The sequence below is a fragment of the Mesorhizobium sp. M0030 genome (assembly GCF_040323695.1).
Classification (GTDB): Bacteria; Pseudomonadota; Alphaproteobacteria; order Rhizobiales; family Rhizobiaceae; genus Mesorhizobium.
Genome location: NZ_JAMYVE010000006.1, coordinates 77,443 through 102,222, shown reverse-complemented (window position 1 = coordinate 102,222; position 24,780 = coordinate 77,443). Strand labels below are relative to the sequence as shown.

General features: G+C 62.3%; 29 protein-coding genes and 1 tRNA gene. 14 read left to right on the top strand and 16 right to left on the bottom strand.

All coding sequences use genetic code 11. The features are described from left to right. Positions 1–4 precede the first annotated feature (4 nt). Positions 5–394: an Mth938-like domain-containing protein gene (locus tag NKJ80_RS14605; protein WP_023688226.1), complete on the top strand. Its 390-nt coding sequence runs from the start codon at positions 5–7 to the stop codon at positions 392–394. A gap of 25 nt (positions 395–419) precedes the next feature. Beyond that, positions 420–1,238 (top strand): phytoene/squalene synthase family protein, encoded by an 819-nt coding sequence (locus tag NKJ80_RS14600; protein ID WP_023751547.1) that lies wholly within the window; start codon positions 420–422, stop codon positions 1,236–1,238. 36 nt (positions 1,239–1,274) lie between these two features. Here the strand turns inward: NKJ80_RS14600 and trmFO are convergent, their stop codons facing one another. The 3 genes from trmFO to NKJ80_RS14585 form a co-directional block, all read right to left on the bottom strand. Beyond that, entirely contained in the window at positions 1,275–2,687 is a 1,413-nt protein-coding gene (gene trmFO, locus NKJ80_RS14595) for a methylenetetrahydrofolate--tRNA-(uracil(54)-C(5))-methyltransferase (FADH(2)-oxidizing) TrmFO (RefSeq protein ID WP_352497794.1), read from the bottom strand. 516 nt (positions 2,688–3,203) lie between these two features. Further along, a complete protein-coding gene (locus tag NKJ80_RS14590) occupies positions 3,204–3,347 on the bottom strand; it encodes a DUF1127 domain-containing protein (protein ID WP_023667673.1) in 144 nt (47 codons plus the stop codon). A gap of 51 nt (positions 3,348–3,398) precedes the next feature. Then, a complete protein-coding gene (locus tag NKJ80_RS14585; protein WP_006335194.1) occupies positions 3,399–3,539 on the bottom strand; it encodes a DUF1127 domain-containing protein in 141 nt (46 codons plus the stop codon). A gap of 235 nt (positions 3,540–3,774) precedes the next feature. Between NKJ80_RS14585 and NKJ80_RS14580 the strand changes: the two genes are divergently transcribed. From NKJ80_RS14580 to NKJ80_RS14565, 4 genes are all read left to right on the top strand, one after another. After that, complete coding sequence (locus NKJ80_RS14580; protein ID WP_023733692.1) at positions 3,775–4,887, top strand: DUF2157 domain-containing protein; 1,113 nt, start codon at positions 3,775–3,777, stop codon at positions 4,885–4,887. Beyond that, on the top strand, positions 4,884–5,465 hold the full coding sequence (locus tag NKJ80_RS14575) for a GDYXXLXY domain-containing protein (protein ID WP_023697610.1): 582 nt from the start codon (positions 4,884–4,886) through the stop codon (positions 5,463–5,465). Before NKJ80_RS14580 ends, NKJ80_RS14575 begins: the two co-directional genes overlap by 4 nt. A gap of 75 nt (positions 5,466–5,540) precedes the next feature. Further along, the gene (locus NKJ80_RS14570) at positions 5,541–5,840 is read left to right on the top strand and encodes an aromatic amino acid lyase (RefSeq protein ID WP_352497793.1); all 300 of its coding nucleotides are present in this window, start codon (positions 5,541–5,543) and stop codon (positions 5,838–5,840) included. Next, positions 5,735–6,991, top strand: a complete 1,257-nt coding sequence (locus NKJ80_RS14565; RefSeq protein ID WP_352497872.1) for an aromatic amino acid lyase — start codon at positions 5,735–5,737, stop codon at positions 6,989–6,991. Before NKJ80_RS14570 ends, NKJ80_RS14565 begins: the two co-directional genes overlap by 106 nt. 101 nt (positions 6,992–7,092) lie before the next feature. On the opposite strand, the gene NKJ80_RS14560 is transcribed toward NKJ80_RS14565, so the two are convergent. Then, positions 7,093–7,177: transfer RNA gene (locus NKJ80_RS14560), tRNA-Leu, on the bottom strand. 352 nt (positions 7,178–7,529) lie between these two features. Between NKJ80_RS14560 and tig the strand changes: the two genes are divergently transcribed. From tig to NKJ80_RS14540, 4 genes are all read left to right on the top strand, one after another. Further along, entirely contained in the window at positions 7,530–9,005 is a 1,476-nt protein-coding gene (gene tig / locus NKJ80_RS14555) for a trigger factor (protein WP_023697608.1), read from the top strand. Positions 9,006–9,262: 257 nt separating this feature from the next. Further along, a complete protein-coding gene (locus NKJ80_RS14550; RefSeq protein ID WP_023667668.1) occupies positions 9,263–9,643 on the top strand; it encodes a c-type cytochrome in 381 nt (126 codons plus the stop codon). 153 nt (positions 9,644–9,796) lie between these two features. Continuing rightward, positions 9,797–10,729: a heme o synthase gene (locus tag NKJ80_RS14545; protein WP_023688232.1), complete on the top strand. Its 933-nt coding sequence runs from the start codon at positions 9,797–9,799 to the stop codon at positions 10,727–10,729. Positions 10,730–10,908: 179 nt separating this feature from the next. Then, on the top strand, positions 10,909–11,730 hold the full coding sequence (locus NKJ80_RS14540; protein WP_023823004.1) for a DUF2189 domain-containing protein: 822 nt from the start codon (positions 10,909–10,911) through the stop codon (positions 11,728–11,730). Positions 11,731–11,792: 62 nt separating this feature from the next. On the opposite strand, the gene NKJ80_RS14535 is transcribed toward NKJ80_RS14540, so the two are convergent. The 7 genes from NKJ80_RS14535 to NKJ80_RS14505 form a co-directional block, all read right to left on the bottom strand. Then, positions 11,793–12,191 (bottom strand): cytochrome C oxidase subunit IV family protein, encoded by a 399-nt coding sequence (locus tag NKJ80_RS14535; protein WP_023667665.1) that lies wholly within the window; start codon positions 12,189–12,191, stop codon positions 11,793–11,795. A 9-nt stretch (positions 12,192–12,200) separates the two neighbouring features. After that, complete coding sequence (locus NKJ80_RS14530) at positions 12,201–12,923, bottom strand: heme-copper oxidase subunit III family protein (RefSeq protein WP_023667664.1); 723 nt, start codon at positions 12,921–12,923, stop codon at positions 12,201–12,203. A gap of 13 nt (positions 12,924–12,936) precedes the next feature. Further along, entirely contained in the window at positions 12,937–13,641 is a 705-nt protein-coding gene (locus NKJ80_RS14525) for a cytochrome c oxidase subunit 3 (RefSeq protein WP_352497792.1), read from the bottom strand. Then, positions 13,638–15,407: a cytochrome c oxidase subunit I gene (gene ctaD / locus NKJ80_RS14520; protein WP_023681631.1), complete on the bottom strand. Its 1,770-nt coding sequence runs from the start codon at positions 15,405–15,407 to the stop codon at positions 13,638–13,640. Before ctaD ends, NKJ80_RS14525 begins: the two co-directional genes overlap by 4 nt. 22 nt (positions 15,408–15,429) lie before the next feature. Next, positions 15,430–16,314 (bottom strand): cytochrome c oxidase subunit II, encoded by an 885-nt coding sequence (locus NKJ80_RS14515; protein WP_023667661.1) that lies wholly within the window; start codon positions 16,312–16,314, stop codon positions 15,430–15,432. Positions 16,315–16,542: 228 nt separating this feature from the next. Further along, on the bottom strand, positions 16,543–17,469 hold the full coding sequence (locus tag NKJ80_RS14510) for a DMT family transporter (protein WP_352497791.1): 927 nt from the start codon (positions 17,467–17,469) through the stop codon (positions 16,543–16,545). A gap of 132 nt (positions 17,470–17,601) precedes the next feature. Beyond that, positions 17,602–18,243, bottom strand: a complete 642-nt coding sequence (locus NKJ80_RS14505) for a glutathione S-transferase family protein (RefSeq protein WP_352497790.1) — start codon at positions 18,241–18,243, stop codon at positions 17,602–17,604. Positions 18,244–18,402: 159 nt separating this feature from the next. Between NKJ80_RS14505 and NKJ80_RS14500 the strand changes: the two genes are divergently transcribed. Beyond that, positions 18,403–19,317 (top strand): LysR family transcriptional regulator, encoded by a 915-nt coding sequence (locus NKJ80_RS14500; protein ID WP_352497789.1) that lies wholly within the window; start codon positions 18,403–18,405, stop codon positions 19,315–19,317. Between the two features lie 25 nt (positions 19,318–19,342). On the opposite strand, the gene NKJ80_RS14495 is transcribed toward NKJ80_RS14500, so the two are convergent. The 5 genes from NKJ80_RS14495 to map all read right to left on the bottom strand — a co-directional run bounded on the left by NKJ80_RS14495 (position 19,343) and on the right by map (position 22,446). After that, a complete protein-coding gene (locus NKJ80_RS14495; protein ID WP_023729889.1) occupies positions 19,343–19,699 on the bottom strand; it encodes a cysteine hydrolase family protein in 357 nt (118 codons plus the stop codon). An 11-nt stretch (positions 19,700–19,710) separates the two neighbouring features. After that, positions 19,711–19,962, bottom strand: a complete 252-nt coding sequence (locus tag NKJ80_RS14490; RefSeq protein ID WP_023729888.1) for an isochorismatase family protein — start codon at positions 19,960–19,962, stop codon at positions 19,711–19,713. Between the two features lie 173 nt (positions 19,963–20,135). After that, positions 20,136–20,534 (bottom strand): RidA family protein, encoded by a 399-nt coding sequence (locus tag NKJ80_RS14485; protein ID WP_023681625.1) that lies wholly within the window; start codon positions 20,532–20,534, stop codon positions 20,136–20,138. Between the two features lie 197 nt (positions 20,535–20,731). Continuing rightward, positions 20,732–21,499: a RadC family protein gene (gene radC / locus NKJ80_RS14480; RefSeq protein ID WP_023705983.1), complete on the bottom strand. Its 768-nt coding sequence runs from the start codon at positions 21,497–21,499 to the stop codon at positions 20,732–20,734. Between the two features lie 113 nt (positions 21,500–21,612). Further along, positions 21,613–22,446 (bottom strand): type I methionyl aminopeptidase, encoded by an 834-nt coding sequence (map, locus tag NKJ80_RS14475; RefSeq protein WP_352497788.1) that lies wholly within the window; start codon positions 22,444–22,446, stop codon positions 21,613–21,615. 279 nt (positions 22,447–22,725) lie between these two features. On the opposite strand from map, the gene NKJ80_RS14470 reads away from it, so the two are divergent. From NKJ80_RS14470 to NKJ80_RS14460, 3 genes are all read left to right on the top strand, one after another. After that, positions 22,726–23,022: a DUF982 domain-containing protein gene (locus tag NKJ80_RS14470; protein WP_352497787.1), complete on the top strand. Its 297-nt coding sequence runs from the start codon at positions 22,726–22,728 to the stop codon at positions 23,020–23,022. Between the two features lie 146 nt (positions 23,023–23,168). Next, a complete protein-coding gene (locus NKJ80_RS14465; protein WP_023667652.1) occupies positions 23,169–23,444 on the top strand; it encodes a DUF6074 family protein in 276 nt (91 codons plus the stop codon). A 335-nt stretch (positions 23,445–23,779) separates the two neighbouring features. Next, positions 23,780–24,448, top strand: a complete 669-nt coding sequence (locus NKJ80_RS14460; RefSeq protein ID WP_023688243.1) for a DUF2161 domain-containing phosphodiesterase — start codon at positions 23,780–23,782, stop codon at positions 24,446–24,448. Positions 24,449–24,780 lie beyond the last annotated feature (332 nt).

Sequence of the window (24,780 nt, the reverse complement as noted above, 5' to 3'; positions counted from 1 at the left end):
GCTGGTGGCAAAAGGCATCGTCATCCGCGAGGCGCATTTCCCCGGACGGGCGCCGATCGAAGCCTACGGCAATGGCGGCTTCCGCTTCGCCGACATGTCGCATCGCGGCTCGCTTCTTTGCCTGCCCTCCGGCATCCATGGCTGGGAGCCGGCCGATCCGCTGGCCCTGACGGCGGCGGATTTCGACCTGCTGCTGGCTGAGGCCGGCAAGGTCGAGATCCTGCTGGTCGGTACAGGCAAGGATTTGCGGCCCTTGCCGACAGCACTTCGGGCGGCGCTGAAAGCGGCTGGCATTGGCTCCGACCCGATGTCTACGGGGGCAGCGGTGCGGACCTACAATGTTCTGCTTGCCGAAGACCGCGCCGTGGCCGCGGCGCTCATCGCCGTCGACTGACGTGACCGATACAGCTGACATCGTCATGGAGACGGTGCGCGCCGGCGACCATGACCGCTATGTCAGCGCACTCTATGCACCGGCCAACAAGCGCGCGGCGCTGTTTTCGCTTTACGCCTTCAATGCCGAGATTGCGTCTGTCCGAGACCGCATCCACGAGGCATTGCCGGGCGAAGTGAGGCTGCAATGGTGGCGCGATGTCATCGCTGCTGAAGCCGCAGCCACAGGCAACCCGCTCGCCGATGCGCTGAAGGCGACGATTTCTGCCCATGGCCTGCCCAAAACTGCCTTCGACAACATGCTCGAGGCCCGCATCTTCGACCTCTATGACGATCCGATGCCGTCGCGCACCGATCTCGAGGGATATTGCGGCGAGACGGCGGCCGCGCTGATCCAGCTGGCGGCGATGGTGCTCGATCCCAATCAGGCGCCGCGCTTTGCCGAACTGGCGGGCAGGGCCGGCTGCGCCCAGGCGATGACCGGCCTGTTGCTGCTGTTGCCGCTGCATCGCCGACGCGGGCAATGCTTCGTGCCGGCGGATATCCTTGCAGCGGCCGGCTCGTCGCCGGAGGAGTTCGTCAGCGGCGACGGCGGCCCCGGCGCTCAGCGCGCGGTGGCTGCGATGATTGCATTGGCGCAGGAGCATCTCCGCGCTTTCGAGCAAGGGGCGTCCGCACTTCCGGAAACGCTGCGTCCGGCGTTCCTGCCGCTGGCGCTGACCAGCGCCTATCTCGGCAAGATGGCCAATGGCCGCTCGCCGCTTGGTGGCGCAGCCCGGCTTTCGGCTCTGCGCCGGCATTGGCTGTTGCTCAGGCGCGCAACGCGGGGTTGGCCAGCGAGTTGACGTAAACGTCAATCGCGTTAGGACTCTGAGACTTGGCTATTCAGCAGCTTCCGATGTTTGCGCCGGCAGCCCTAGCCACTCCCGACAATCTGCCCGCGCGCGTGAGGTGATCGCGTGGCGCTTGGCCACCGTCTTGTCCTTGCCGCGCAGGCGTTTGCCTTCGGTCTTCGGTGCTTCCACCGGCGGGAACAGGCCGAAATTGACGTTCATCGGCTGGAACGAGCGTTTGCCCGGCTCGTCGTCGGAAACGATGTGGCCGCCGGTGATGTGGTTGAGCAAGGCGCCGAAGGCGGTGGTGAGCGGTGGCAGCGATGGCGCGTGGCCGAGCCGCTCGGCGGCGGCGAAGCGGCCGGCGAGCAGGCCGATCGCCGCGCTCTCGACATAGCCCTCGCAGCCGGTGATCTGGCCGGCAAAGCGCAGGCCCGGCCGCGACTTCAGCTGCAGCGAGGCGTCGAGCAAGGTCGGCGAGTTGATGTAGGTGTTGCGGTGCAGGCCGCCGAGACGGGCGAACTCGGCGTTTTCCAGACCCGGAATGGTGCGGAACACGCGCACCTGCTCGGCATGCTTCAGCTTGGTCTGGAAACCGACCATGTTGTAGAGCGTGCCCAGCGCATTGTCCTGACGCAGCTGCACCACGGCATAGCCTTTTACCGTCGGATTGTGGGCATTGGTCAGCCCCATCGGCTTCATCGGCCCGTAGCGCAGCGTCTCGACGCCGCGCTCGGCCATGATCTCGATCGGCAAGCAGCCGTCGAAATAGGGCGTGCCTTCCCACTGCTTGAATTCGGTCTTCTGGCCGTCGACCAGCGCCTGTACGAAGGCGAGATACTGGTCCTTGTCCATCGGGCAGTTGATGTAGTCCTTGCCGGTGCCGCCGGGCCCAACCTTGTCGTAGCGCGACTGGAACCAGCAAATGTCCATGTCGATCGTGTCGAAATGGATGATCGGGGCAATCGCGTCGAAGAAGGCCAGCGCATCGGCGCCGGTTGCCTCGGCGATCGACTGGGCGAGCGACGGCGCGGTCAGCGGTCCCGTGGCGATGATCGCCTGGTCCCACTCCGCCGGCGGCAGGCCCGGCACTTCCTCGCGCTCGATGGTGATCAGCGGGTGCGCTTCAAGCTTTTTCGTCACCGCGTCGGAGAAACCGTCGCGATCGACGGCCAGCGCGCCGCCTGCCGGCACCTGGTTGGCGTCGCCGGCACTCATGATCAGCGAGCCGGCCAGCCGCATTTCGGCGTGCAGCAGGCCGACCGCGTTGTTTTCGGCATCGTCGGAGCGGAAGGAGTTGGAGCAGACGAGCTCGGCCAGGCCATCGGTCTTATGCGCATCGGTGCCGCGCACCGGGCGCATCTCATGCAAAATGACGGGAACACCGGCTTGCGCTGCCTGCCATGCGGCTTCGGAGCCGGCGAGGCCGCCGCCGACGATATGGATTGGATTTTTGCTCATGAGCGCCGGAATAATCGCTTGGCGCGCTGTTTGCAATTGGCCGGTGCGAGCGTGGGTCATTGTCGTGCAACGACGGAGCTCGACTTTCTTATGTCCGCAGCGACGGTCTGATGGCGGCGTAAAGCGCCTCGATCGACTGCATGCGCAATTGAAAAGCCTACCCAAAAACAACAACACCCGCCGCGGGAGGAGGTGCGGCGGGTGTCGTTTTTGGGGCCGATCCTCGGGAGGAGGTGGGGATCGGCCGTATTCGCCATCGCCGGGGAGGAGGTCGGCTTTGACGAAATTCTTTTCGCCGGATCGAGGGAGGCGAAATCCCTGGAAGACGAACTGCGTTCACTTTGAAGACGAACTAGCGTTCGCTTCGGAAAGACGAACTGCGTTCGCTTTGGAAACAGCGCCCGCCGCGGGAGGAGGTGCGGCGGGCGCCGTTTTGGTGGTCAACCCTCGGGAGGAGGTGAAGGCTGACCGTATCCGTCAGGGTCGGGGAGGAGGTCGACCCTGGCGAAATTCTGGCTAGATCGTCGCCCTGCGGGCGATGATCTTGATCTCGTCACGGACGATGCCGAGATCATGGAGCTGACGGTTCGAAAGGCGACCCAGCTCGGTAACGGTGTCGCGGTAAACGCGCCAGTTACGATAGTTGCGGATCAGGTTCATTGTCGTTCTCTTTTTCAAAACTGGTTCGGACCATTTGCGATCCGAAGAGGATTAGACCGCCTTGCGGGCGACGTAGTGGATGTCGCTGCGGCTGATGCCGAGGTCGGTCAGTTCACGGTTCGACAGGCGGCTCAGCTCGGAGACGGTGTCCCGGTAGCGGCGCCAGTTGCGGTAGTTGCGGATCAGGTTCATGGTAGTGCTCGTTTCGTCTTTCTTCGGATCATTCCGTTTGTGTACGAACAGTAAATAGGCTGGGTTATATCGATTTAAAAGTGCTGTTGGCGCATGGCAGCAATGCAAATTGTGCAATGCAACATTAACGCGCGTTCACGGCTTCGTCATGAAGAAACCCGAATCGGAAAATGACGTTGCGTCAACGATTTGGGCGGATCGGCTGTCAGAAAGACCAAGCTGGGGGAGAAGCGGCATGGCGAGTTATTCGTCACGGGCGAGGGCCGATATCGGGCGGTGGCTGCAGGCCGGCCTGATCGACGCCAAGACGGCCGATGCGCTTAAGTGCGACATCGACGCAAACGAGCGCAAATCGCTGAGCTTCGGCACTATATTGGCCATGATGGCAGCGCTGCTGTTCGGCGCCGCGATCCTGCTCTTCGTCGCCGCCAACTGGGACGCGATCCCGCGGCTGGTGCGGGTCGCGGCGCTGTTTGCCGTCATTCTCGCCGGCTATGTCGGCGGCGCGGTGTTGAAGATGCGCGACCATGCGGCGATCGGCGAGGCGCTGTGGATCGTGGCCGCCGCGGCCTTCGGCGGATCGATCGCGCTGATCGGCCAGATGTACCATCTCACGGGTGACGAAGCCTCGGCCATCGTCACCTGGGGCATCGGCACGGCGCTTGCCGCGGTGGCGTTGCGCTCGAACCCGCTGACGGTCGCTGCCGTCGGCATATCCATTGCCTGGCTGTTCGTGCGCGCGTTCGACTTTTATGACCGGCCCGTATTTCCGGATTTCTTCGTCGTGATGGCGCCGGTGCTTTTTGTCGTCTCATTCTGGACGCGTAGCCAGCCGGCACGCCACCTGATCATTCTCTCGGTCATTTTCTATATCGCGGTGCGCGGCCTGGACCAGAACACGCTCGCCCTGGCTATTCCTCTGGTCGCGGTGTCGGCGCTGCTGTTTGCGGTTTCGATCTTCGCCGCTGGGCCGGCCGACCGGATCTTGCAACTCGGCGGGCGGTTGCCTTTGCACGCCTTGATCGGCTTTCTCACCGGGCTGGCGATGATGCAGATCGAACTGGGCGATGACAACGCCTTCAGCAACGGCTTTGCCATTGCGTCGGTCATCGCACTGGCCGGCATTGCCGCGGCGATCATGCTGGGCGGGCGCGAGAGCAGGGGGCTGCGCTGGGTTGCCTATGCCGGCTTTGCCTTCGAGCTCGCCATTATCTATGTCGTGACCTTGCAGACGATGCTCGGCACGGCCGGCTTCTTCCTGGCTGCCGCAGTGCTGTTCGGCATCCTGGCTCTCGTCATCATCCGTGTGGAAAAACGCATGAAGGCCCCGGAAGGAGCGGCAGCATGATGTCGGGAAAGAAACTTGTCATCTCGGCGCTGGTCCTGGCGCTCGTCCAGATCGGCTTCCTGAGCTGGATCATCGCCGGCCGCGCGGCGATCCTGCGCAACGGCAAGGAGGTCTTGCTGAAAGTCGAGCCGGTCGATCCGCGCGATCTGCTGCGCGGCGACTATATTATCCTCGGCTATGAAATATCGCGCTTGCCGGTGAAGCTGATCGCCAACATCCCGGCCGGCCAGCTCGTGAGCGAGAACACGCCGATCGTGGTCCGGCTGAAGCCGGGTGCCGACGGCTATTGGCATGCGACCACGGCCTGGTTCGGCAAGGCTCCGACGCCGGCGACCGCCGACGAAGCCGATATTGTCGGCCAGGTCGCGCCGGGCTGGACGCTTGATCCTGAATCCACGATCGCACCGCAATACGGCATCGACCGCTTCTACCTACCTGAGGGCCAGGGCATGGCGATCCAGAACGACATGCGGGTGCGGCCATTCGGCGTGCGCATCGCGCTCGCCGCCAGTGGCCAGGCACAGATCAAGGCGCTGATGGACGGCGACAAGACATTGTTTGAGGAACCGCTCTACTAGAAGACATTACCCAGGGCATGGATTTCGGCAACGATCGATCGCTTCGCCCTCATGCAAACCAGACGGGCGAAGACAATGCCGATTACGGTGACGACGCGCGAAGATATCAATCTCGATGCCGTTTTGCGCGTCGCCTGGAGAAACGACACGGTCGAAATCGGCGACAAGGCCTTGCAACGCATTGCCGAATGCCGCGCCTCGTTCCTGAAACTCATTGAGTCCGATCCGCCGCCGGTCATCTACGGCGTCACCACCGCGATGGGCACGAGCTGGCAAGCCGCAAGCTCGAACTTGACGAGCGCGACCGCCATGCGCGCATCAAGGCTTTTGCTGCCGCCACATCGTTCGGTGAGCCATTGCCTGAGCGCGTCGTAAGGGCGATCGTGTTGGCGCGGCTGACCAACTTTATCGAAGGCAATGCCGCGACCACGCCGCGCATCGCACGGGCGGTCGCGGCGATGCTCGACGGCGGCCCGATGCCGGTGGTGCCGTCGCAAGGGCAGGGTGGCGCCGGCGAGATCCTGGCGCTCTATCCGCTGTTTGCTGCGCTTACCGCCAGCCTTGAGCTTGAGGTGAAGGAGCGCGGTTCGCTGATCAACGGCTCGCCCTGCGCGGCGGCACTGATGACGGACGCAGCACTTGCCGCGCGTCGTCGCCTCGCCATGGCGCACAAGGTGTTCGCGCTGTCGATCGAAGCGTTTCGTGCGCCGCTCGAGCATTATGATGCAGCGCTCGACGGGCTCTGGGGCGACGAACACGAAGCGGCCGCCTTGCAAGGGTTGCGGCAGTTTCTGGTCGGCGCAGGGGATGGACGGCGCAATTATCAGGCGCCGGTCAGCTACCGCATCGTGCCGCGTGTGCTCGGCCATGCGCATCGGGCGCTGGCCGGCGCCGAGCAGGCGGCGACCGTATCGCTGGCCTCGATCTCGGACAATCCAGTCTATATCCCGCCCGACGCGGCGCACCCGCTGGGGCGCTGCATCTCGACCGGCGGCTATCACAATGCCATGGCGACGCCGGCGCTCGACGATCTGGCGGCGATCTGGGCCGATCTCTGCCTGCTCTGCGACCGCCACGCCTCAAAGCTGCTGAACGGCAAGGTGTCGCTGCTGCCCGACCTGTTGATGACCGGGCGGCATTGGGCCGACAGCGACGGGCACGGCAATGTCGGCTATGTGCCGATGGCGATCACCGGCTATCTCGAACAGGCCAAACTCGCGGCGCAGCGCACCTTCATTCCGGGCACCGAATCGGCCGGCGCCGGCCAGGACGACGTCGCCACCACCGCATTCTTCGCCTGGACCAAGGAAGCGACGGCCGGCCGCTGCCTCGATGCGGCAATGGCGATGCTGGCGATGATCGCCTCGCAGGCCCTGTACGTGACTGAACGCGCCGCGCCGCCGGCATTGCAGGATTTTGTCGCGGATATCAGGAAGATCGTGCCGCCGGTCGACGCCGACCGGGTGCTGGGGCCGGAGCTGGCGAAATTGGCGGAGTGGTTTACCGGTCAAGTGTTTGAAGTGTAGGCCGTCGCCGCCAGTCCTCCTACGCCACGGCTTCGGAGGACACCCTTCGCTTTATCAAGCTCCTGGGTGGCCTGCCACCCGAAGCTCGATAGAGCGAAGGGTGGTGCGGATGAAGGGACTCGAACCCCCACGCCTTTCGGCACTGGAACCTAAATCCAGGGCGTCTACCAGTTCCGCCACATCCGCATTTGTCGGCAATCCCATGTAGCCATCATTCTGTCAATGTCGGGGCGAAAATGTCTGCCGTTGGGGCGGTCATTCGCTGCAACGCGAAGATGGTTGAAAATTGGCCTCGCCTGTGACAAAAGGCGTGTCAAATGTGACGGGACGCGCCGATCCGCTTCTGCAGAATGTGATAAGAAGTAGGAAAAACAAGAACTTATTCACATCTTGGAACGCAGTTTGGAAGAATTTGAGCCGTAATTTCGGTCAAATCGCCAGGTTCCGTACCAAAAGCCATTCCCGGCAAGATTGTACCGGCAGGCTGTGAACGGCAAGACGCCGTGGCAGCCTCTTTGGTGAAGATAAAGGTTTTACGATGCAGGTCACCGAAACGCTCAACTCCGGTCTCAAGCGCGAGATCAAGATCACCGTGCCGGCCGGTGATATGGAAGCCAAGCTGATGGCGCGGCTGTCCGACGCCAGGAACAAGGTCCGCATCAACGGCTTCCGTCCCGGCAAGGTGCCTGTGCAGCATTTGCGCAAGGTCTACGGCAAGTCGTTCATGGCCGAAGTGGTCAATGAGATCCTCAACGATTCGACCCGTTCGATCATCACGGGGCGCGGCGAAAAGGCCGCCATGCAACCTGAAGTGATCATGACGGAAGATGAGAAAGAGGCCGAGAAGATCCTGGCCGGCGGCGCCGACTTCGAATTCCGCCTCAACTACGAGGTCATCCCGGCGATCGAGATCAAGGATTTCTCCGACATCAAGGTGACGCGCCAGGTATTCGAAGTGCCGGACAGCGAGATCGACGAGCAGGTCCAGCGCGTTGCCGAATCGGCGCGCAGCTTCGAGCCGAAGACCGGCAAGGCCGCCGAAGGCGACCGCGTTTTGATCGACTATCTCGGCAAGATCGACGGCGAGGCCTTTTCCGGCGGCGCCGGCACCGACCAGCCGCTGGTTCTGGGTTCCAAGGAATTCATCCCGGGCTTCGAGGACCAGCTGATCGGCGCCAAGGCCGGCGACGAGAAGCAGGTCACGGTCACTTTCCCGGAAAACTACCAGGCAGCGCATCTGGCCGGCAAGGAAGCCACCTTCGACGTCACCGTCAAGGAAGTGTCCAAGCCCGGCGCGCTGGAAATCAACGACGAGATGGCCAAGAACCTCGGCCTGGAATCGCTGGAGCGCCTGCGCGACGTGGTGCGCGGCCAGATCGAGAACCAGTTCGGTTCGATGACCCGCCAGAAGGTCAAGCGCCAGCTGCTCGACCAGCTTGACGCGGCCTATTCGTTCGAGGCGCCGTCGAAGCTCGTCGATGCCGAGTTCAACAACATCTGGACCCAGGTCAACCGCGATCTCGAAGCCGCCGGCCGTACCTTCGCCGACGAGGAGACGACGGAAGAAGAGGCACGCGCCGAATATCTGCGGCTTGCCGAGCGCCGCGTGCGTCTCGGCCTGGTTTTGGCCGAGATCGGCGAGAAGGCCGGCGTCACCGTTTCCGACGAGGAACTGCAGCGCGGCCTGTTCGAGCAGGTGCGCCGCTACCCGGCCAACCAGCAGCAGGAGGCCTTCGAGTTCTATCGCAGCAATCCGGAAGCCCTGAACACGCTGCGCGCGCCGATGTTCGAGGAGAAGGTCGTCGACCATCTGCTCAGCCAGATCTCGGTCACCGACGTCAAGGTCAGCAAGGAAGAGCTGATGGCTGACGACGAAGAGGGCGATACCGCCAAGGCCAAGCCGGCGAAGAAGGCCGCTGCCAAGAAGGCCGACAAGGCTGAAAAGGCCGACGACGCGGAAGAGCCGAAGAAGAAGGCAGCCCCGAAGAAGAAGGCCGCCAAGGACGCCGAATAAGCGCCTGACGACAAGATCAGACAAGGCCGCCCTCGAGGCGGCCTTTTTCGTTGTGGCGGTCTCTTGAGCCACCACGGACGACCTGAACCTTTGTACGGTCGACCTGTTCTACCTGCCGGCGATATTCTGTGGTACACAGGTGGCGCAATTCCATCTGGGGAGAAGCGGAGAATCTATTCTGCCGTGCAGGGCGCATGCTGGTGCTACCGGCATGTGCAGACCGTCTCAGGCAAATTTGACGATCAGGGAGGAATGCCATGCGCTTGGTTGCGTTTTTCGCCGTCGTTTCCGTTGCAACTTTCATCGCCAATCCATCGCGGGCACAGGATGCCGCGGCGGGCGAGAAGGTCTTCACCAAATGCAAGGTCTGCCACGTCGCAGACCAAGACACCAACAAGATAGGCCCTTCGTTGCATGGCGTTATCGGCCGGACGGCCGGCACGCATCCGGATTTTAAATATTCCGAAGCCATGATCGCGGCCGGCACATCCGGCGTCAAATGGGATGAGCCGACACTGACGACGTATCTTCACGACCCCAAGGCAATGGTCAAAGGGACGAAGATGGCGTTTCCCGGCCTCAAGAAGGACGAGGACGTCGCCAACGTCATCGCCTATCTGAAGCAATTTTCCCCGTAACCTGGCTCTTCGGCCGGCCAGAGCGTTTCACCGTTTCACGGAAACGGCGATCCGCTCGATCTCTTTGTTCTTACGCAATTCCGGACGGAAAACCGCATACACTTTTCCTGGAATTGCTCTAGGCTGCCCGGTTTCCATCGATGGTCGTCTCAAATGTCGGTCAAGGAAAGCCTCAAGGATACCGGCGTCCGCCTCTCGGAAGCGACGGCCAGTGATTTCTTTGCGCTCTTGAAGCCTCGGGTCATGGCCCTTGCCGTCTTTACCGCCTTCGTCGGTCTGATGGTGGCGCCCGGCGCGATGAACCCGGTCATCGCCGTGATCGCCATAGGTGCGATTGCGGTTGGAGCGGGAGCGGCCGGCGCGCTCAACATGTGGTACGACGCCGACATCGACGCGCTGATGTCGCGCACGTCAAAGCGGCCGGTTCCGTCGGGCCGCGTCACGGCCGGCGAAGCGCTCGGCTTCGGCCTGGTGCTTTCCGCACTTTCGGTCATGACGCTCGGCGTGCTGGTGGGCTGGCTTGCCGCGTCACTGCTGGCCTTCACCATCTTCTTCTACGTCGTCATCTATACGATGTGGCTGAAGCGCTCGACGCCGCAGAACATCGTCATCGGCGGCGCGGCGGGTGCGCTTCCTCCGATGATCGGCTGGGCGGCGGCCACCGGCGCCATCGGCATTGAAAGCCTCATCCTGTTCCTGATCATTTTCCTGTGGACGCCGCCGCATTTCTGGGCGCTCGCACTGTTCAAGGCCGGCGACTATGCCGCCGCCGGCATCCCGATGATGCCGAACGTGGCCGGCCAGGCCTCGACCAGAAGGCAGATCTTCGCCTATTCACTGCTCCTGGCACCGATCGGCGTGCTGCCCTGGGCGTTCGGATTCACGAGCGGGGTCTATGGGATTGTTTCGGCTGCATTGGGCGCGGGTTTCATCTGGCATGCCTGGAACGCCCTGGTCATTCTCGACAAGGAGATGAAGCCGGCCAAGGCGCTGTTTGCCTATTCGATCTTCTATCTTTTCGCGATCTTTGCCGTGCTGCTTGCCGATACCATCGCGATACGCGCATTCATGTCAGCCGGAGGGTGACGGCATGACGCTGTGTTCGGAAACCTCGCCTTCCGGGAGCCTTTTGTAAGAACGGGCGACAAGCTCCAGTCAATGGAGTATATTGATTGCGGTGCAGGTCGCGGTTCGCGTGGCCAGTCATGCAGAACGGCAGCACCGTGAAACCGCGACCTTGCCGGACCTGGTCTGGAGGAACGGGCATGACAAGTTTTCACGTGATTGCAGGCGCCAGCGAAACGCTGGAACACACCAAAATCCGAAAAATCAGTGTTTCCGATCTTTTCGATGCGCTCAAGCGCGGTGTTGACGATTTTATGGTCAAACCGTCGCACATCGTCTTTCTCTGCCTGATCTATCCGCTTGTCGGGGTGGTGCTCGCTGCCTGGACTTCGGGCGCCAATGCGTTGCCGATGTTGTTTCCGCTGGTGTCCGGCTTTGCGCTGATCGGTCCATTCGCGGCGATCGGCCTCTATGAGATCAGCCGCAGACGAGAAGCCGGGCTCGACACCTCCTGGACGCATGCTTTCGAGGTCAGGAATTCTCCGGCCCTGCCAGCCATCGCCGCAGTCGGGATCATGCTGGTTGCAATCTTCATCGCCTGGCTTTTGGCGGCGCAGGTGTTCTACGAATATCTCTTCGGCCCGGCTCCGCCTGCATCGATTTCGGGCTTCATCAATGAAATATTTGCCACCGGACGCGGCTGGTCTCTGATTGTCCTGGGGCACGCCATCGGCTTCGTCTTCGCCGCGGTGGTGTTGTGCACCACGGTTGTCGCCTTCCCATTGTTGCTCGACCGCGACGTTGGCGCCTACGAAGCCATCCACACGTCGGTGCGAGCGGTGCTGGCGAACCCGATCCCCATGGCTGTCTGGGGACTGATTGTCGCCGTCGCCCTGATCATAGGCTCGCTGCCGGTGTTTGCCGGGCTGGCGGTCGTCCTGCCGATCCTGGGTCACGCCACCTGGCATGTCTACCGCAAGGTTGTGGAGCCGCCATCGTCCGCGAGGACGGTCGGCCTCTGACCCCGCAGATCAACTGATGGGAAGCTTCATCTCCGGTCTTTGACCGGAGATGAAGCTGTGCGTCAGGGCCCCGGTCCGAAGAAGGACAACCGGGTGAGAAGCGTGTAGTCCGCTTCGAAGAGCATCATCGCCACGAACACCAGTATCAGAAGCGGCGGCAGGATGATCGCATAGGTAAGCGCCAGCCGCTCCCAGGCCATGTGCATGAACACGGCGACGATCAGCCCGGCCTTGAGGATCATGAAGATCAGGATCAGAGACCATCTGAGATAGCCATGGATGCCGAGATAATCGACCATGTAGGAGCAGGCGCTAAGGATGAACAGCCATGCCCAGACCACCAGATAGAGCTTGATCGGATGTTCCTGATGAACCTCCGCGACGCCGGTCGATGGCCCTTCATGCGCATGATCAGAGTGCAGCGCGTGTTGCCCGAGGCCGTTTGCGGTTGCTTCAGCCATGTCAGCCTCTCACCAAAGATAGAAGAATGCGAAAATGAACACCCAGACCAGGTCGACGAAATGCCAGTAGAGCCCCATGATTTCGACGTTCTCGTAGCGACCCCTGCGGCTGGTGAAGAAGCCGGGACGACCGACGTCGTAGTCTCCACGCCAGACCTTTCGCGCCACGATGATGAGGAAGATCACCCCGATCGTCACATGCGTGCCGTGGAAGCCGGTGATCATGAAGAAAGTCGAGCCGAACTGGGCTGCGCCCCAGGGATTGCCCCACGGCCGTACCCCTTCGGTAATCAGCTTGGTCCATTCGAAGGCTTGCATGCCGACGAAGGTGGCTCCTAGCGCTGCCGTCAGAAGCATGAGGATTGCGGTTTTGCGGCGGTCGCGGCGATAGCCAAAATTGACCGCCATGGCCATCGTTCCGCTGCTCGATATCAGCACGAAGGTCATGATGGCAATCAGGATCAGTGGAATGTCCGAACCGCCGATGCGAAGCGCAAAGACCTCGCTCGGATTGGGCCACGGCACACGTGTGGAGACGCGCGCGGTCATGTAGGAGAGCAGGAAGCAGCCGAAGATGAAGGTGTCGCTGAGCAGGAAGATCCACATCATGGCCTTGCCCCAGGACACGTTCTTGAACGCGCGCTGATCCGAGGACCAATCGGCGGCGATGCCTTGCCAGCCTGCGGGCCGCGTCTCCGTTTGGCCGGTATGCGTCAGTGTCGTTTCTGCCATGCTCCTCGACCTCCTAGGTCAGCAACTGCCGGCAAATATCGATGAACGTCGCGGCCCAGCCGGCTAAAAGAGCGAAGATGGCGAGCCAGACGAAAAGCAGGAAATGCCAGTACATGGCGCATAATTCGACGCTGAGGCGAAGCCGTTCCGGCCGTGCCCCGTTCCAGGCGCCGGCGGTTGTCCTGCTCAGGCCCACCAGCCCTCCCACTATATGCAGGCCGTGCATCCCGGTTATCAGGTAGAAAAAACTGTTGGCCGGATTGGCGGCCAGAAAATAGCCATCGGCGGTCAGGTCCCGCCATGCCATGAGCTGCCCGATGAGGAAGGCGATCGCGGTCAGCCCAGCCACGGCAAGGCCGAGCTTGACCGTGTCCATCTGGCGCTTGCGCGCCGCGATCGAGGCGCATTGCAGCGCGATGCTGCTCAGCACCAGCATGCCGGTGTTGAGCCAGAGCAGGCGTGGGATGGGCAGCGGCTGCCAGTCCGACAGCGCCATACGCATGAAGTAGGCGCTGGTGAACAACGCAAACAGGCAGCCGACCACGGCGAGGAAGACACCGAGGCCAATCTTGGCGGTGGGCAGGCTCGATCGGTCGAAGGCGACAAAATCTCCTGCCACACCTTGCTCGAGCCATGGTTTCGCCATCAGCCGCTGATGCGAGAGCCACCAGCCGGCAAAGCCGGCGATCACGAGAAGGAAGACCAGGATGACGCTCATGCTGGCTCCCTGGAGGGGCCGAACGTGCCCGGCATGTTTTGCGGAATGAAGTCCTCCTTCGCGCCCGGCACGCTGTAGTCATAGGCCCAGCGATAGACGATCGGCAGATCCTTGCCGAAATTGCCATGCGCGGGTGGTGTCTGCGGCGTTTGCCATTCGAGTGTCGTGGCCCGCCATGGATTGCCACCGGCCTCGCGCCCATGGCGGATGCTCCAGATAAGATTAAACAGGAACACGATCTGGGCGAAGCCGACGATGAACGCCATGATGCTGATGAACGAGTTCAGGTGATGCGCCGACTCCGTCATGACCGTCACGTCCGTCAGTTCGGCATAGCGCCGCGGCACGCCCATCAGGCCGATGTAATGCATGGGAAAGAAGATCAGGTAGGCGCCGAGGAATGTGACCCAGAAATGGAACCGGCCGAGCGTCTCGTTCAGCATCCGGCCGGTGACCTTCGGGTACCAGTGGTAGATCGCGCCGAAGATGACGACGATCGGAGCAACACCCATGACCATATGGAAGTGGGCGACGACGAACATCGTGTCCGACAGCGGGACGTCGACGACGACGTTGCCGAGAAACAGCCCGGTCAACCCGCCATTGACGAAGGTGACGATGAAAGCCATGGCAAACAGCATCGGTATGGTGAGATGGATGTCGCCCCGCCACAGCGTCAGCACCCAATTGTAGACCTTGATCGCCGTCGGGATGGCGATGATCAGTGTCGTGGTGGCGAAGAAGAAGCCGAAATAGGGGTGCATGCCGCTGACATACATGTGGTGCGCCCAGACCACGAAGCTCAGCGCGCCGATGCCAACGATGGCCCAGACCATCATCCGGTAGCCAAAAATGTTCTTGCGCGCATGCGTGCTGATCAGATCGGAGACGATGCCGAAGGCCGGCAGCGCCACGATGTAGACTTCCGGGTGGCCGAAGAACCAGAACAGATGCTGGAACAGGATCGGGCTGCCGCCATTGTGCTGTAGCTGTTCCCCCATCTCGACGACCGCGGGCATGAAAAAGGAGGTTCCAAGCGCGCGGTCAAGCAGCATCATCACGCAGGCGACGAACAGCGCCGGAAAGGCGAGCAGCGCCATGACGGTGGCGGTGAAGATGCCCCAGACGGTCAGCGGCAGGCGCATCATCGTCATGCCGCGCGTGCGGGCCTGCAGCACCGTCACGACATAGTTCAGACCGCCCATGGTGAAGCCGATGATGAACAGGATCAGCGAGACGAGCATCAGGATGATGCCCCATTCCTGGCCGCCAGGTGTACCGGTCATGATGGCTTGCGGCGGATAGAGCGTCCAGCCGGCGCCGGTCGGTCCGCCGGGCGCAAAGAAGCTCGACACCAGCACCAGCACGGCAAGGAGGTAGATCCAGTAGCTCAGCATGTTGACATAGGGAAAGACCATGTCGCGGGCGCCGACCATCAGCGGGATCAGGTAGTTGCCGAAGCCGCCGAGGAAGAGTGCCGTGAGCAGGTAGATCACCATGATCATGCCGTGCATGGTGATGAACTGGTAGTAGGCCTCGGGGGTGATGAAATCGAACGTGCCGGGGAAGCCGAGCTGCAGCCGCATCAGCCAGGACAGCACCAGCGCGACCAGGCCGATGGCCGTTGCGGTCGCCGAATACTGGATGGCGATGACCTTGGCGTCCTGCGAGAAGACATACTTCGTCCACCAGCTGTGCGGATGGTAAAGCTCCATTTCCGCGACTTCGGCGGGCGGGACGGCATCTGCAGGCGTGATATCGACCATAGGCGGAGCACCTCCGTGCCCTTCAGCGGGACCCGACAGTTTCGAGTTTTGCCGCAACTTCTAGAGCTGACGCCGTCGCGTTGCCCGGCGCCTGTTCCACCGAGCCCGTCTGCTGCGGCGCCGACAATTGCGCGAACGTCTGCTGCTGGTCGAGCCAGGCCACATAGTCCTGCTCGGTATCGACCATGACGATGCCATGCATCATCGGGTGCCCCTGGCCGCACAGTTCGGCGCACAGAACCTGGAAGGTCCCGGTCTTGGTGGGGGTGAACCAGAAATAGGTGACCGAGCCCGGTATCATGTCCATCTTGGCGCGGAATTCCGGAACGTAGAAATCGTGCAACACATCGATCGAGCGCAGCAGCATCTTGACCGGCTTGCCGACCGGCAGATGCAGGTCGGCCGCTTCGACCACGACGTCGTCCTGGCCGCTGGGATCCTTGGCGATCACGCCCAGCGGATTTTCAGCGGTGACGTCGCGGGTGTCGGATGTGCCGAGTTTGCCGTCCTTGCCGGGCAAGCGGAAACTCCACTGCCATTGCTGGCCGACGACTTCGACCACGGTTGCGTCGCTTGGAACATTGACGAACCGGCTCCAGACAAACAGGCCGGGAACCAGCATGGCGGTAACACCCACTCCGGTGACGATCGTCAGCCACCATTCGAGCCGCTTGTTCTCCGGTTCGTAGGCCGCCTGGTTGCCTTCGCGGTGACGGAAGCGGAAGACGCAATAGGCCATGAATAGGACGACCGCGGCGAAGACGACGCCGGTGATCCAAAAGGTGATGATGATGGTGTTGTCGATATAGTCCCAATTCGAGGCAATCGGAGTCCACCACCATGGGCTCAGGAAGTGGAACAACACCGAGCCCACGACGATCAAAACGAGTACAACCACTATGGGCATGTCCCGTTCCTCCCGGTATTTCAGGGGGCGCGAAGCCGTCCCGGGAAAATACCAAGTGCATCATGCGTGATTTGCGATCGAAATTCTAGAGCCGGTTGTGGAAGGAGCGAAAAATTGCTTCTGCGGCGCCCGGACCTTGCTTCGTTGGTGATGTCGGAGCGACACCTGACCCCCCAAATCAGGGAGGGCAGGGGCTGGTTTGATTCGGCTTGCCTTGTTCCAGCGGGATCAAAGCGCCTTGATGATGATGCACCCGGCCAAAAGCAGCACGACGCCGGCGAGCCGCATGCCGGAGACAAGCCGCTGCGGCAGGCGGAACCAGCCGAAGGTGTCGACGAAGATGCCGGCGACCTGCTGGCCGGCCACCGTCAGGCTGACGGCAGCTGCCGCTCCGATGACGGGGATGGCAGTGAACACGGTCGTGACATAGGTGGCGCCGGCAAAACCTCCGAGCCAACCCCACCAGGGCATCGACGACAGGCCGGCGAGGCGAGGGCGGGGCGTCTTCGTCAGGGCAAGCGCGATCAGAAGCACCGCGGCCATGGCCAGCATCGCCACCAGGAACGAGATGGTGCCGACCGCAAATGGCGCGCCGCCAAGGTCGTGCCGAAGCAAGGCGTTTATAGCGCCTTGCACCGGAAGCACGGCGCCTGCCAGCAGCGCCAGTCCGATCCACCCTGGTCTTGAGGATGCGGTATTGTCGGCCGCGCCCTTCTGTCCCAGAACGATGAGGGCAGCACCGGCAAGCACAACCAGCATGCCGAAGGCAGGCCCGGCTCGCAGTCCGGCTTCGGGGATCCCGAGCCAGCCGAACGTGTCGAGGGCGAAGGATGCAAGCATCTGCCCGGCGATGAAGAGCCCGACGGACACGACGGCGCCAAGGCGAGGGAACAGAAGAATGGTCGAAACGACGTAGAAGGCCGAAGCCATGCCGCCGATCGCATGCCACCATTCGGCTTGCCGAACGGCAAGCAGAGCCGGTGTCGTTCCGGTGAGGGCCGTGATCGACAACAGCACGATGGCGCCGACCGCGAGCTGAAGCGTGGTCGCGGCAAAGGGTGAGCCGACCGCCTTTGAAAGTTGGGCATTGGCGCCGGCTTGCACCGCAAGCAGGCCACCGGCGACAAGCGCCAGAGGGATGAAGAGGATTTCCACGATCGTATTCCTTGAATGCGAGGTGCGGCGGCTAGGGCATGATCCCAAAAAGTGGGTGCCGGTTTTTGGAAAAGATCATGCTACAACAAAGGGTTAGGTCATGATGAGATTTCAACCAAATCTCATCATGATCTAAGCGGCAGCCGATGCTTCGGGCAGGGCGGGAACGGCAATGCCTCTGACAACTGCGGAGCGTCGGCCTATGGCGGCATACCAACGCGCCAGGTCTGGCGCGTCATCGAGGCTGAGGCCGAGCCTGGTGACGGCCGCGTTGATCCATGGCCATGTCATTACATCGGCGATGCCGTAGCTTTTGCCGACAATGTGCTCATGGTGCTTTAGCCGGCTATCGAGAACGCGGAAGACACGTCCGGTTTCGCGCTCAAAACGCTCGATCACGTAAGGGATTTTTTCCGGCGCGAAGACTTTGTAATTCCACAATTGGCCAAGCGTCGGGCCGACATGGGCCGCCTGGAACAAGGTCCAGGTCAGCGTATCGTCCGCTTCCTGCGCGCCCACCGGCTGAAGCTTGCCCGACCGTCGCGCCAGGTAGTGTAGGATGGCGCCGGATTCGAAGACCGTGCGGCCGGCGTCCCGGTCGACGATCACCGGGATCTTGTTGTTGGGATTGAGCGCCAGGAAATCAGGCTTGGTCTGGTCGCCCCTTTCGATGTCGACCAAGCGGACCGAGTAGGGCAGGCCGACCTCTTCCAGCATGATCGAGGCCTTGTGCCCGTTGGGTGTCTGGCAGGTGTAGAGTTCTATCGGCGTCATGGCTCTTCTCCGCGACTGTTTCTTTGTCGTCGGACTCCATATGGCGTGCGTGCATGCGCAGATCGACATGCCGATTCGCCCGCTTGCTCTGCGTTTTTGCACAGCGAAGCGTCATTTTGACTCGCAGAGCGCATCGCTTTCTTTTATCTTTCTGCAAGAATGCACAGCTCACGCGATATCGACTGGGAAGATCTGCGCATGGTGCTGGCCGTCGCCGATGGCGCTTCGCTGGCGGCGGCGGCTCGGATCCTGGGCGTGAACCACACGACTGTGCTGCGGCGCGTCAACGCCTTCGAGGCGCGGCTGGGTATCCGCCTTTTCGATCGGCTGCCGACTGGCTATGCCCTCACCGCGGGCGGCGAGGAACTGCTGGGCGCGGCACGCACAATGGCCGAGACGGTCAATGAACTGGCGCGCAAACTGTCGGGGCAGGATCTCAGGTTCGAAGGCAGGTTGCGGGTCACCACCACCGACACGCTGATGGCGTCGGTGCTGCCGCCGATCCTGGCGGCGTTTCATAAGCTCCATCCCGGCATACGGGTCGAGGCGATGACGCAGAATTCCATCGCCAACCTGACGCAAAGGGATGCAGACGTGGCGATCAGGCCGGTGTCGCAACCGCAGGAAATCCTGGTGGGCCGGCGCATTTCGGGCGTCGCCTTCGCCGCCTACGCGACACGTTCCTACGCCGAAAAGCTACCCCCGGAGCCGAGACTGGGTGCGCTGCGCTGGATCGCGCCCGACGACAGCCTGGCCAACACCGGCGTCGCCCGCTGGATGCGGTCGTCGCTGCCCGATGTCGAGATCGCCATGCGCGCCGATTCCCTGGTGACGATGTCGCATGCGGCGGGCGCCGGAATCGGGGTTGCGGCGCTGCCCTGTTATCTCGGCGACAGCCTGCCCGGGCTTGTAAGGGTCGGAGGGCTGATCGAGGAGATCGGCTCGGCGCTATGGGTGCTGGTGCACGACGATTTGCGCCGCACGGCGCGCGTCCACGCCTTCACCAAATTCGTCTCCGGCGAATTGCAGCAGCGGCGCGACCTTCTTGAGGGCAGACTCGGCGCCGGAGCTTGAGACGCACGCCAGCTGACGCGCGGGCTCAGCTCCGCAAGAGGTTCCCAAGCTCGGCAACCGTCATCACGCGCCCGAACACCTTGCCTATGATGTCGAGGGTTGCATTGTGCGATGCCTCGTCCAGTCCGCCATTGGCGTCGCTGATGAAAGCCACCTTGTAGTCGCGCATGAAGGCGCTCCGCGCGGTGGATTCGCAGCAGACGCTGGTCACGGTGCCGATGATGATCACCGTGTCGACCCGGCCTGCGCCACGGATGTTGCGCAACACGGTCTCGAGCTGCGTGTTGTGGAAGGCATCGTAGCGGTGCTTTTTGATGACGACATCCCCAGGCAAGGGCGCAAGCGCGGCGACGATTTCGGCGCCGGCGCTGCCTTCCCGCATGCCTTTGGTTTTCAGCTTCGGCTGATAGCTGGTTCCAGCGGCGAGATATCGAAATGGTCGCTGAGCACATGCTGGGTGTAGATCACCGGGACGCCTTGCGCGCGGCAAAGCTCGACCACCTGCCGCATCGCCGGAATGCGATGGCGGGCCATGGCCACTTCCATGACGGCGCCCTCATCGACGAAGTCGCTTTGCATGTCGATGACCAGGAGGGCTGCGCGTGGCTTGTCGAACGGCCATGGTTCGTCGCCGGGCTGGGGCATTGCGTGTTTCCTGTTTCCGACGTTGATCAGGTGAGCAGCAGGCTCTTCATCGAGACATCGCAATTCCTGCCGATGACGATGTGATCGTGGATGGATGGAGAGATCAAGGTCGTGGCAATCTCGCAGCGAGTTCCGGGATTTGGTTTGGGCGACTTGACGCGTCCTCGCTTGGCCTACGGGTCGATGACCGCGATCGCATCGATCTCTATCAGGTAGCCGGGAGACATCACCGCTATCCCGACCACTACGTTTGCCGGCTTGTGATCGCCGAACAGCTCGATCTGGGCCGCTTCGATGATCGGCACGTGTTCGTCGCGTTTGTAATCGACGATGTAGATCGTGATCTTGCAGACTTGCTCGGGCCGAGCGCCGGCGGCAGCAAGCGCACGGCCAAGATTCCCGAACGCCAGGCGCGCCTGGACTGCGAAATCACCATGGCCAACGAGCTTGCCGTGTATGTCTTCTGGCTGCTGGCCCGAGACGAACACCAGCTTGCTTCCTGTCGCAACGACGACCTGGGAGTACATTTCCGGAATCGGCAGATCATTTGGATTTATGCATTCGAGCGTCATTGAATAGATCTCCTGCAATGGCTGACGGGAACTGGCTGCTTCGTATTCGCGAGTCTACGACATTGTCGCCGAAGCGGGCGCTTCCGTCACAATATCACTTCTACACCGCAAGCGTGGGCGTTTGAGCCAAGCCGGAATGTTGCTGATTGGCTCGCGAGCGGTGGCGTTTGGGTTGACGGCGCCGGCGAGCGTCGGGCTCAGATCAGCAGCAGGCCCTTCATCGAGGCATTGCCTTTCTTGCCGATGATGATGTGGTCGTGGACGGCGATGCCGAGCGGCTTGGCGCTGTCGATGATCTGCTTGGTCATTTCGATGTCCGCACGCGATGGTGTCGGATCGCCGGAAGGGTGGTTATGCACCAGGATGACGGCGCTGGCCGACAGTTCCAGCGCGCGCTTGATCACTTCGCGCGGATAGACCGGCGTGTGGTCCACGGTGCCGACCTGCTGTACCTCGTCGGCGATCAGCACGTTCTTCTTGTCGAGGAACAGGATGCGGAAATGTTCGCGGTTCTCGAACGCCATCGCCGAGCGGCAGTACGCAAGAAGCTGCGTCCAGTTGGACAGCACCTCGCGGTCGCGAACCTCGGTCCGCGCCATGCGCTGCGCGGCAGCGGCAATCACCTTCAGGTCGACCGCCACGGCGGGGCCGATGCCCTTCACCTCCTGCAGCAGCGCCACCGGTGCGCCAAGCACTTCGCCAAAAGTGCCGAAGCGCGCCAAAAGCGCCTTGGCGATCGGCTTGGTGTCGACGCGCGGGATCAGGCGAAACAGCAGCAGTTCGAGAAGTTCGTAGTCGGGCAGGGCGTCCGCGCCGCCGGCAACGAAGCGCTCGCGCAAGCGGTCGCGATGGCCGTGATAGTGTGGCTTGTCCGTCGATTTGTCTCTTGGTGCCTTGTCCTTCGCCGGTGGTTCAAGCCACCGCTCGGAGAAGAACCCCCGTTCGTCGTCACCGCTGTTCCCCATCGACCCCCCACACTCCCCGAAGGCTTCGACGGCAGATTAGAGCGGTAAGCAGCGCGCGGTCGAGTTTTTTCGGCGACGGCGCCTCAAAGCCGCGGCTTGAGGCGATCTTGTTTTCAGCTGACCGGCGGCAGGCCGGGGCGGTCGAGCTTGTTTGGCGACAGGGTGAAAATCTCGCAGCCAGTTTCGGTGACGCCGATCGTGTGTTCGTACTGCGCCGACAGCGAGCGGTCGCGCGTCACCGCCGTCCAGCCGTCCGACAGCACTTTCACATGCGGCCGGCCAAGATTGATCATGGGCTCGATGGTGAAGATCATGCCCGGCCGCATCTCGACGCCTTCCGAGGCGGTGCCATAGTGCAGGATGTTGGGTGCGTCGTGGAACAGCTGGCCAACGCCGTGGCCGCAGAAATCGCGCACCACCGAGCAGCGCTCTGCCTCGGCATAGGTCTGGATGGCGGCGCCGATGGCGCCGGTGCGGGCGCCGGGCCGGACCGCCGCGATGCCGCGCATCAGGCACTCGTGGGTGACTTCGAGCAGGCGTTCGGCGGCGCGCTTGATGGTGCCGACGGGATACATGCGCGAGGAATCGCCGTGCCAGCCGTCGAGGATGTAGGTGACATCGATGTTGACGATGTCCCCGTCCTTCAACGGCTTGCTGTCTGGAATGCCGTGGCAAACGACGTGGTTGATCGAGGTGCAGGACGATTTGGTGTAGCCGCGATAATTGAGCGTCGCCGGCAGCGCGCCTTGGTCCATGCCGAATTCGAAGACGAAACGGTCGATGGTCTCGGTGGTGACACCCGGCTGGACCATCGGCACCAGTTCATCGAGGCAGCGCGCGGTGAGATCGCAGGCCTTGCGCATGCCGGCAAATCCTTCCTCGGCATAGAGGCGGATCTGGCCGGTATTCCTGAGGGGTGCCGTGGCGGCGTCGAGATAGGTGACCATAGTGTCCGTTTGCCTGTAAGCGGGCGGCGCATATCAGCCCGTTAGAAAATTTCCTCAGATTTGGCACTGCAAGCCGCAAGGTTCAAGGAAGAACTGCCGGCAATGGACTGATACTGGCGATATTCCTGGCTTGCGCGGCCGCTCAGATGACATCCAGGTGCGCGATCTCCTCCGAATGCCGAGATCGCACTGACGACACATTTTCGCGCAAAAGCAGCCAAAGCAACTTTTGACGACGAACGGCGTTGCTGTGGTCGACGCCAGTTCGGGAGATATAGAATGGACAGATTGCAATTCGAGGTGCCGGTGCGCATCGCGCCCGCGCCCGGGCTGCCGGTAGAGGAAATATACAGCGTCGAACAGGCGCTGGATATCCTGCATGACTGGCCAAAGAAGCGACAGAGCAAGGTCTATGAAGCGGCGTTCAATGCCTGCTTCGGGGCCACGGTGGATGTAGTCAGGACAGAGGACGCCTGGCGCGCCTTCATGGCGTTTTGCCGGGTCAGTGGCCTGCTGGCCAGGGATATGATGGTTACGGCCAAGCGCGCCGGCGAGGCGAGGGGCCTGAGGGTCTAGAGTTCTGCTTGGCCTGGAGGCCGGCCAACCGACTCGTTCCAATCGGCGCGGACTCCGCGGCGTTAAGGTTCCGTTTCCGACTTCACAGCTAGGCATGAGCCATAGAGCAGCGTCTGATTCGTTGCGTCGGTTTCATGGTGCAGAACATGTCTTCAGCCAATGTGCGTACCTTCCCGCTAGATCGGCAGACCGTGCTGGTGCGCGAGGTCGCCGCAAGGCTGGGCAGACTGCACGGCGACACGGCCACGTCGTTCTGGAAGGCCACGGCGCGCGAACTCCTCGACAAGGCGGTCGCAGCCGGCAGCGATGCAGCTTCGGCGGCCAACGATGTCCGCCGGTTTTTTGCCGCGGTCCAGGACGAGATGAATTTCAAGGCGGACGATGCCGCACCGGGGCAGCGCCGGACGCGCACCCGCCTCTAGCTTCGAACAGAGCACCGACACGCGCTCACTGTGGCCAACCGTGGACCGGTCTTGGCGTCGACGATCTCGGGCCTTGCGCTGTCGATCGTGCCGTCCCAGCCACGGCGAGCGCCTTGTTGAACGCGAGACAGGCGATGAAATACTGGTCGCGCTCGGCCCTGGCGACGTCGGTCATCGCCAAGGAAATCGTCGAGCGCTATGGCGGGACCGTCACGCCGGAGAACCTGCCTGACGGATGGCTTTTGCAGATGGTGGGATCGAGGCGGTTTAGCGCAAGGCGTCGGCCCCTCGGCGATCCCTGTGCCGGTCCGGTCCGAATCGGCTATGCCTGCGCGATGCAGGAAACGTCTCTCTATATCCCGGTGAAGCGGTTTCTCGAGAGCCTGGAATTCACGGTGAAGGGCGAAGTCGGCCACTGCGATATCGTGGCGGTGCGCGACGGCGAGCCGCCTGTGCTGGTCATCTGCGAACTGAAATTGCAGTTCAACCTCGAACTGGTGCTGCAAGGTGTCGATCGCGCGGCGGCATGCGACGAAGTGTGGCTGGCCGCGCGCATGTCGGCGCGTGGCAAAGGCCGCGAGCACGACCGCCGTTTTCGCGCGCTGTGCCGGCGGCTCGGCTTCGGGCTTCTGGCTGTCAGCGGCAAGGGGGAGGTCGAATTGCTGCTCAGCCCGGCCGCTCTGCCGCCGCGTCGCGATCCAAAGCGGCGCTCGCGGCTGATGGAGGAACACCGGCGCCGGCGCGGCGATCCGGTGGTCGGCGGTGGCTCGCGAGCCCCGATCATGACGGCCTACCGGCAGGATGCGCTGGCCTGCGCCGCAGCCATGACCGACGGGCCGAAACGCCCGCGCGATCTGAAAGCGATTTCGCCGCGCGCGGCCAGCATCCTATTGGACAATGTCTATGGCTGGTTCGCCAGGGCCGAGCGCGGCGTCTACGCGCTGACCGAGGGTGGCCACGCGGCGTTACAGCGCTGGCCGCAGGTAGCGCACGACCAAGGGTGAGTGGCCGGAGATTGCCGCGAGCAGGCGCCGAGGGAAACCTCGGCACGGCAGCCGCTGTTCGCCGTTTCAACCGATGCGCCGCGCCACCCTTCCAGCCGCTGCTAGTTCGGCGGCTGCCGCGAGGCGTCCTGTTTTCCTGAAAGATCTGGTACGCCCAAGGGGAATCGAACCCCTGTTACCGCCGTGAAAGGGACGATATAATACACGAAAGTTGTTCGCCCCTGTTCGCTGGTGTCCATAAATATCAATATCTTGCTGGATTTCTGTTCGCGCTTGTTCGTTGGCATTCGCCCATGTATATTTGACGTATATTTGACGGTTTGGCAAGCGGG

Coding starts and splice junctions, on each gene's coding strand:
- NKJ80_RS14600 (WP_023751547.1), top strand. CDS start 420: ATGGAGACGGTGCGCGCCGGCGACCATGACCGCTATGTCAGCGCACTC.
- trmFO (WP_352497794.1), bottom strand. CDS start 2,687: ATGAGCAAAAATCCAATCCATATCGTCGGCGGCGGCCTCGCCGGCTCC.
- NKJ80_RS14590 (WP_023667673.1), bottom strand. CDS start 3,347: ATGAACCTGATCCGCAACTATCGTAACTGGCGCGTTTACCGCGACACC.
- NKJ80_RS14585 (WP_006335194.1), bottom strand. CDS start 3,539: ATGAACCTGATCCGCAACTACCGCAACTGGCGCCGCTACCGGGACACC.
- NKJ80_RS14580 (WP_023733692.1), top strand. CDS start 3,775: ATGGCGAGTTATTCGTCACGGGCGAGGGCCGATATCGGGCGGTGGCTG.
- NKJ80_RS14575 (WP_023697610.1), top strand. CDS start 4,884: ATGATGTCGGGAAAGAAACTTGTCATCTCGGCGCTGGTCCTGGCGCTC.
- NKJ80_RS14570 (WP_352497793.1), top strand. CDS start 5,541: ATGCCGATTACGGTGACGACGCGCGAAGATATCAATCTCGATGCCGTT.
- tig (WP_023697608.1), top strand. CDS start 7,530: ATGCAGGTCACCGAAACGCTCAACTCCGGTCTCAAGCGCGAGATCAAG.
- NKJ80_RS14550 (WP_023667668.1), top strand. CDS start 9,263: ATGCGCTTGGTTGCGTTTTTCGCCGTCGTTTCCGTTGCAACTTTCATC.
- NKJ80_RS14545 (WP_023688232.1), top strand. CDS start 9,797: ATGTCGGTCAAGGAAAGCCTCAAGGATACCGGCGTCCGCCTCTCGGAA.
- NKJ80_RS14540 (WP_023823004.1), top strand. CDS start 10,909: ATGACAAGTTTTCACGTGATTGCAGGCGCCAGCGAAACGCTGGAACAC.
- NKJ80_RS14535 (WP_023667665.1), bottom strand. CDS start 12,191: ATGGCTGAAGCAACCGCAAACGGCCTCGGGCAACACGCGCTGCACTCT.
- NKJ80_RS14530 (WP_023667664.1), bottom strand. CDS start 12,923: ATGGCAGAAACGACACTGACGCATACCGGCCAAACGGAGACGCGGCCC.
- NKJ80_RS14525 (WP_352497792.1), bottom strand. CDS start 13,641: ATGAGCGTCATCCTGGTCTTCCTTCTCGTGATCGCCGGCTTTGCCGGC.
- ctaD (WP_023681631.1), bottom strand. CDS start 15,407: ATGGTCGATATCACGCCTGCAGATGCCGTCCCGCCCGCCGAAGTCGCG.
- NKJ80_RS14515 (WP_023667661.1), bottom strand. CDS start 16,314: ATGCCCATAGTGGTTGTACTCGTTTTGATCGTCGTGGGCTCGGTGTTG.
- NKJ80_RS14505 (WP_352497790.1), bottom strand. CDS start 18,243: ATGACGCCGATAGAACTCTACACCTGCCAGACACCCAACGGGCACAAG.
- NKJ80_RS14500 (WP_352497789.1), top strand. CDS start 18,403: ATGCACAGCTCACGCGATATCGACTGGGAAGATCTGCGCATGGTGCTG.
- NKJ80_RS14495 (WP_023729889.1), bottom strand. CDS start 19,699: ATGCGGGAAGGCAGCGCCGGCGCCGAAATCGTCGCCGCGCTTGCGCCC.
- NKJ80_RS14490 (WP_023729888.1), bottom strand. CDS start 19,962: ATGCCCCAGCCCGGCGACGAACCATGGCCGTTCGACAAGCCACGCGCA.
- NKJ80_RS14485 (WP_023681625.1), bottom strand. CDS start 20,534: ATGACGCTCGAATGCATAAATCCAAATGATCTGCCGATTCCGGAAATG.
- radC (WP_023705983.1), bottom strand. CDS start 21,499: ATGGGGAACAGCGGTGACGACGAACGGGGGTTCTTCTCCGAGCGGTGG.
- map (WP_352497788.1), bottom strand. CDS start 22,446: ATGGTCACCTATCTCGACGCCGCCACGGCACCCCTCAGGAATACCGGC.
- NKJ80_RS14470 (WP_352497787.1), top strand. CDS start 22,726: ATGGACAGATTGCAATTCGAGGTGCCGGTGCGCATCGCGCCCGCGCCC.
- NKJ80_RS14465 (WP_023667652.1), top strand. CDS start 23,169: ATGTCTTCAGCCAATGTGCGTACCTTCCCGCTAGATCGGCAGACCGTG.
- NKJ80_RS14460 (WP_023688243.1), top strand. CDS start 23,780: ATGCAGGAAACGTCTCTCTATATCCCGGTGAAGCGGTTTCTCGAGAGC.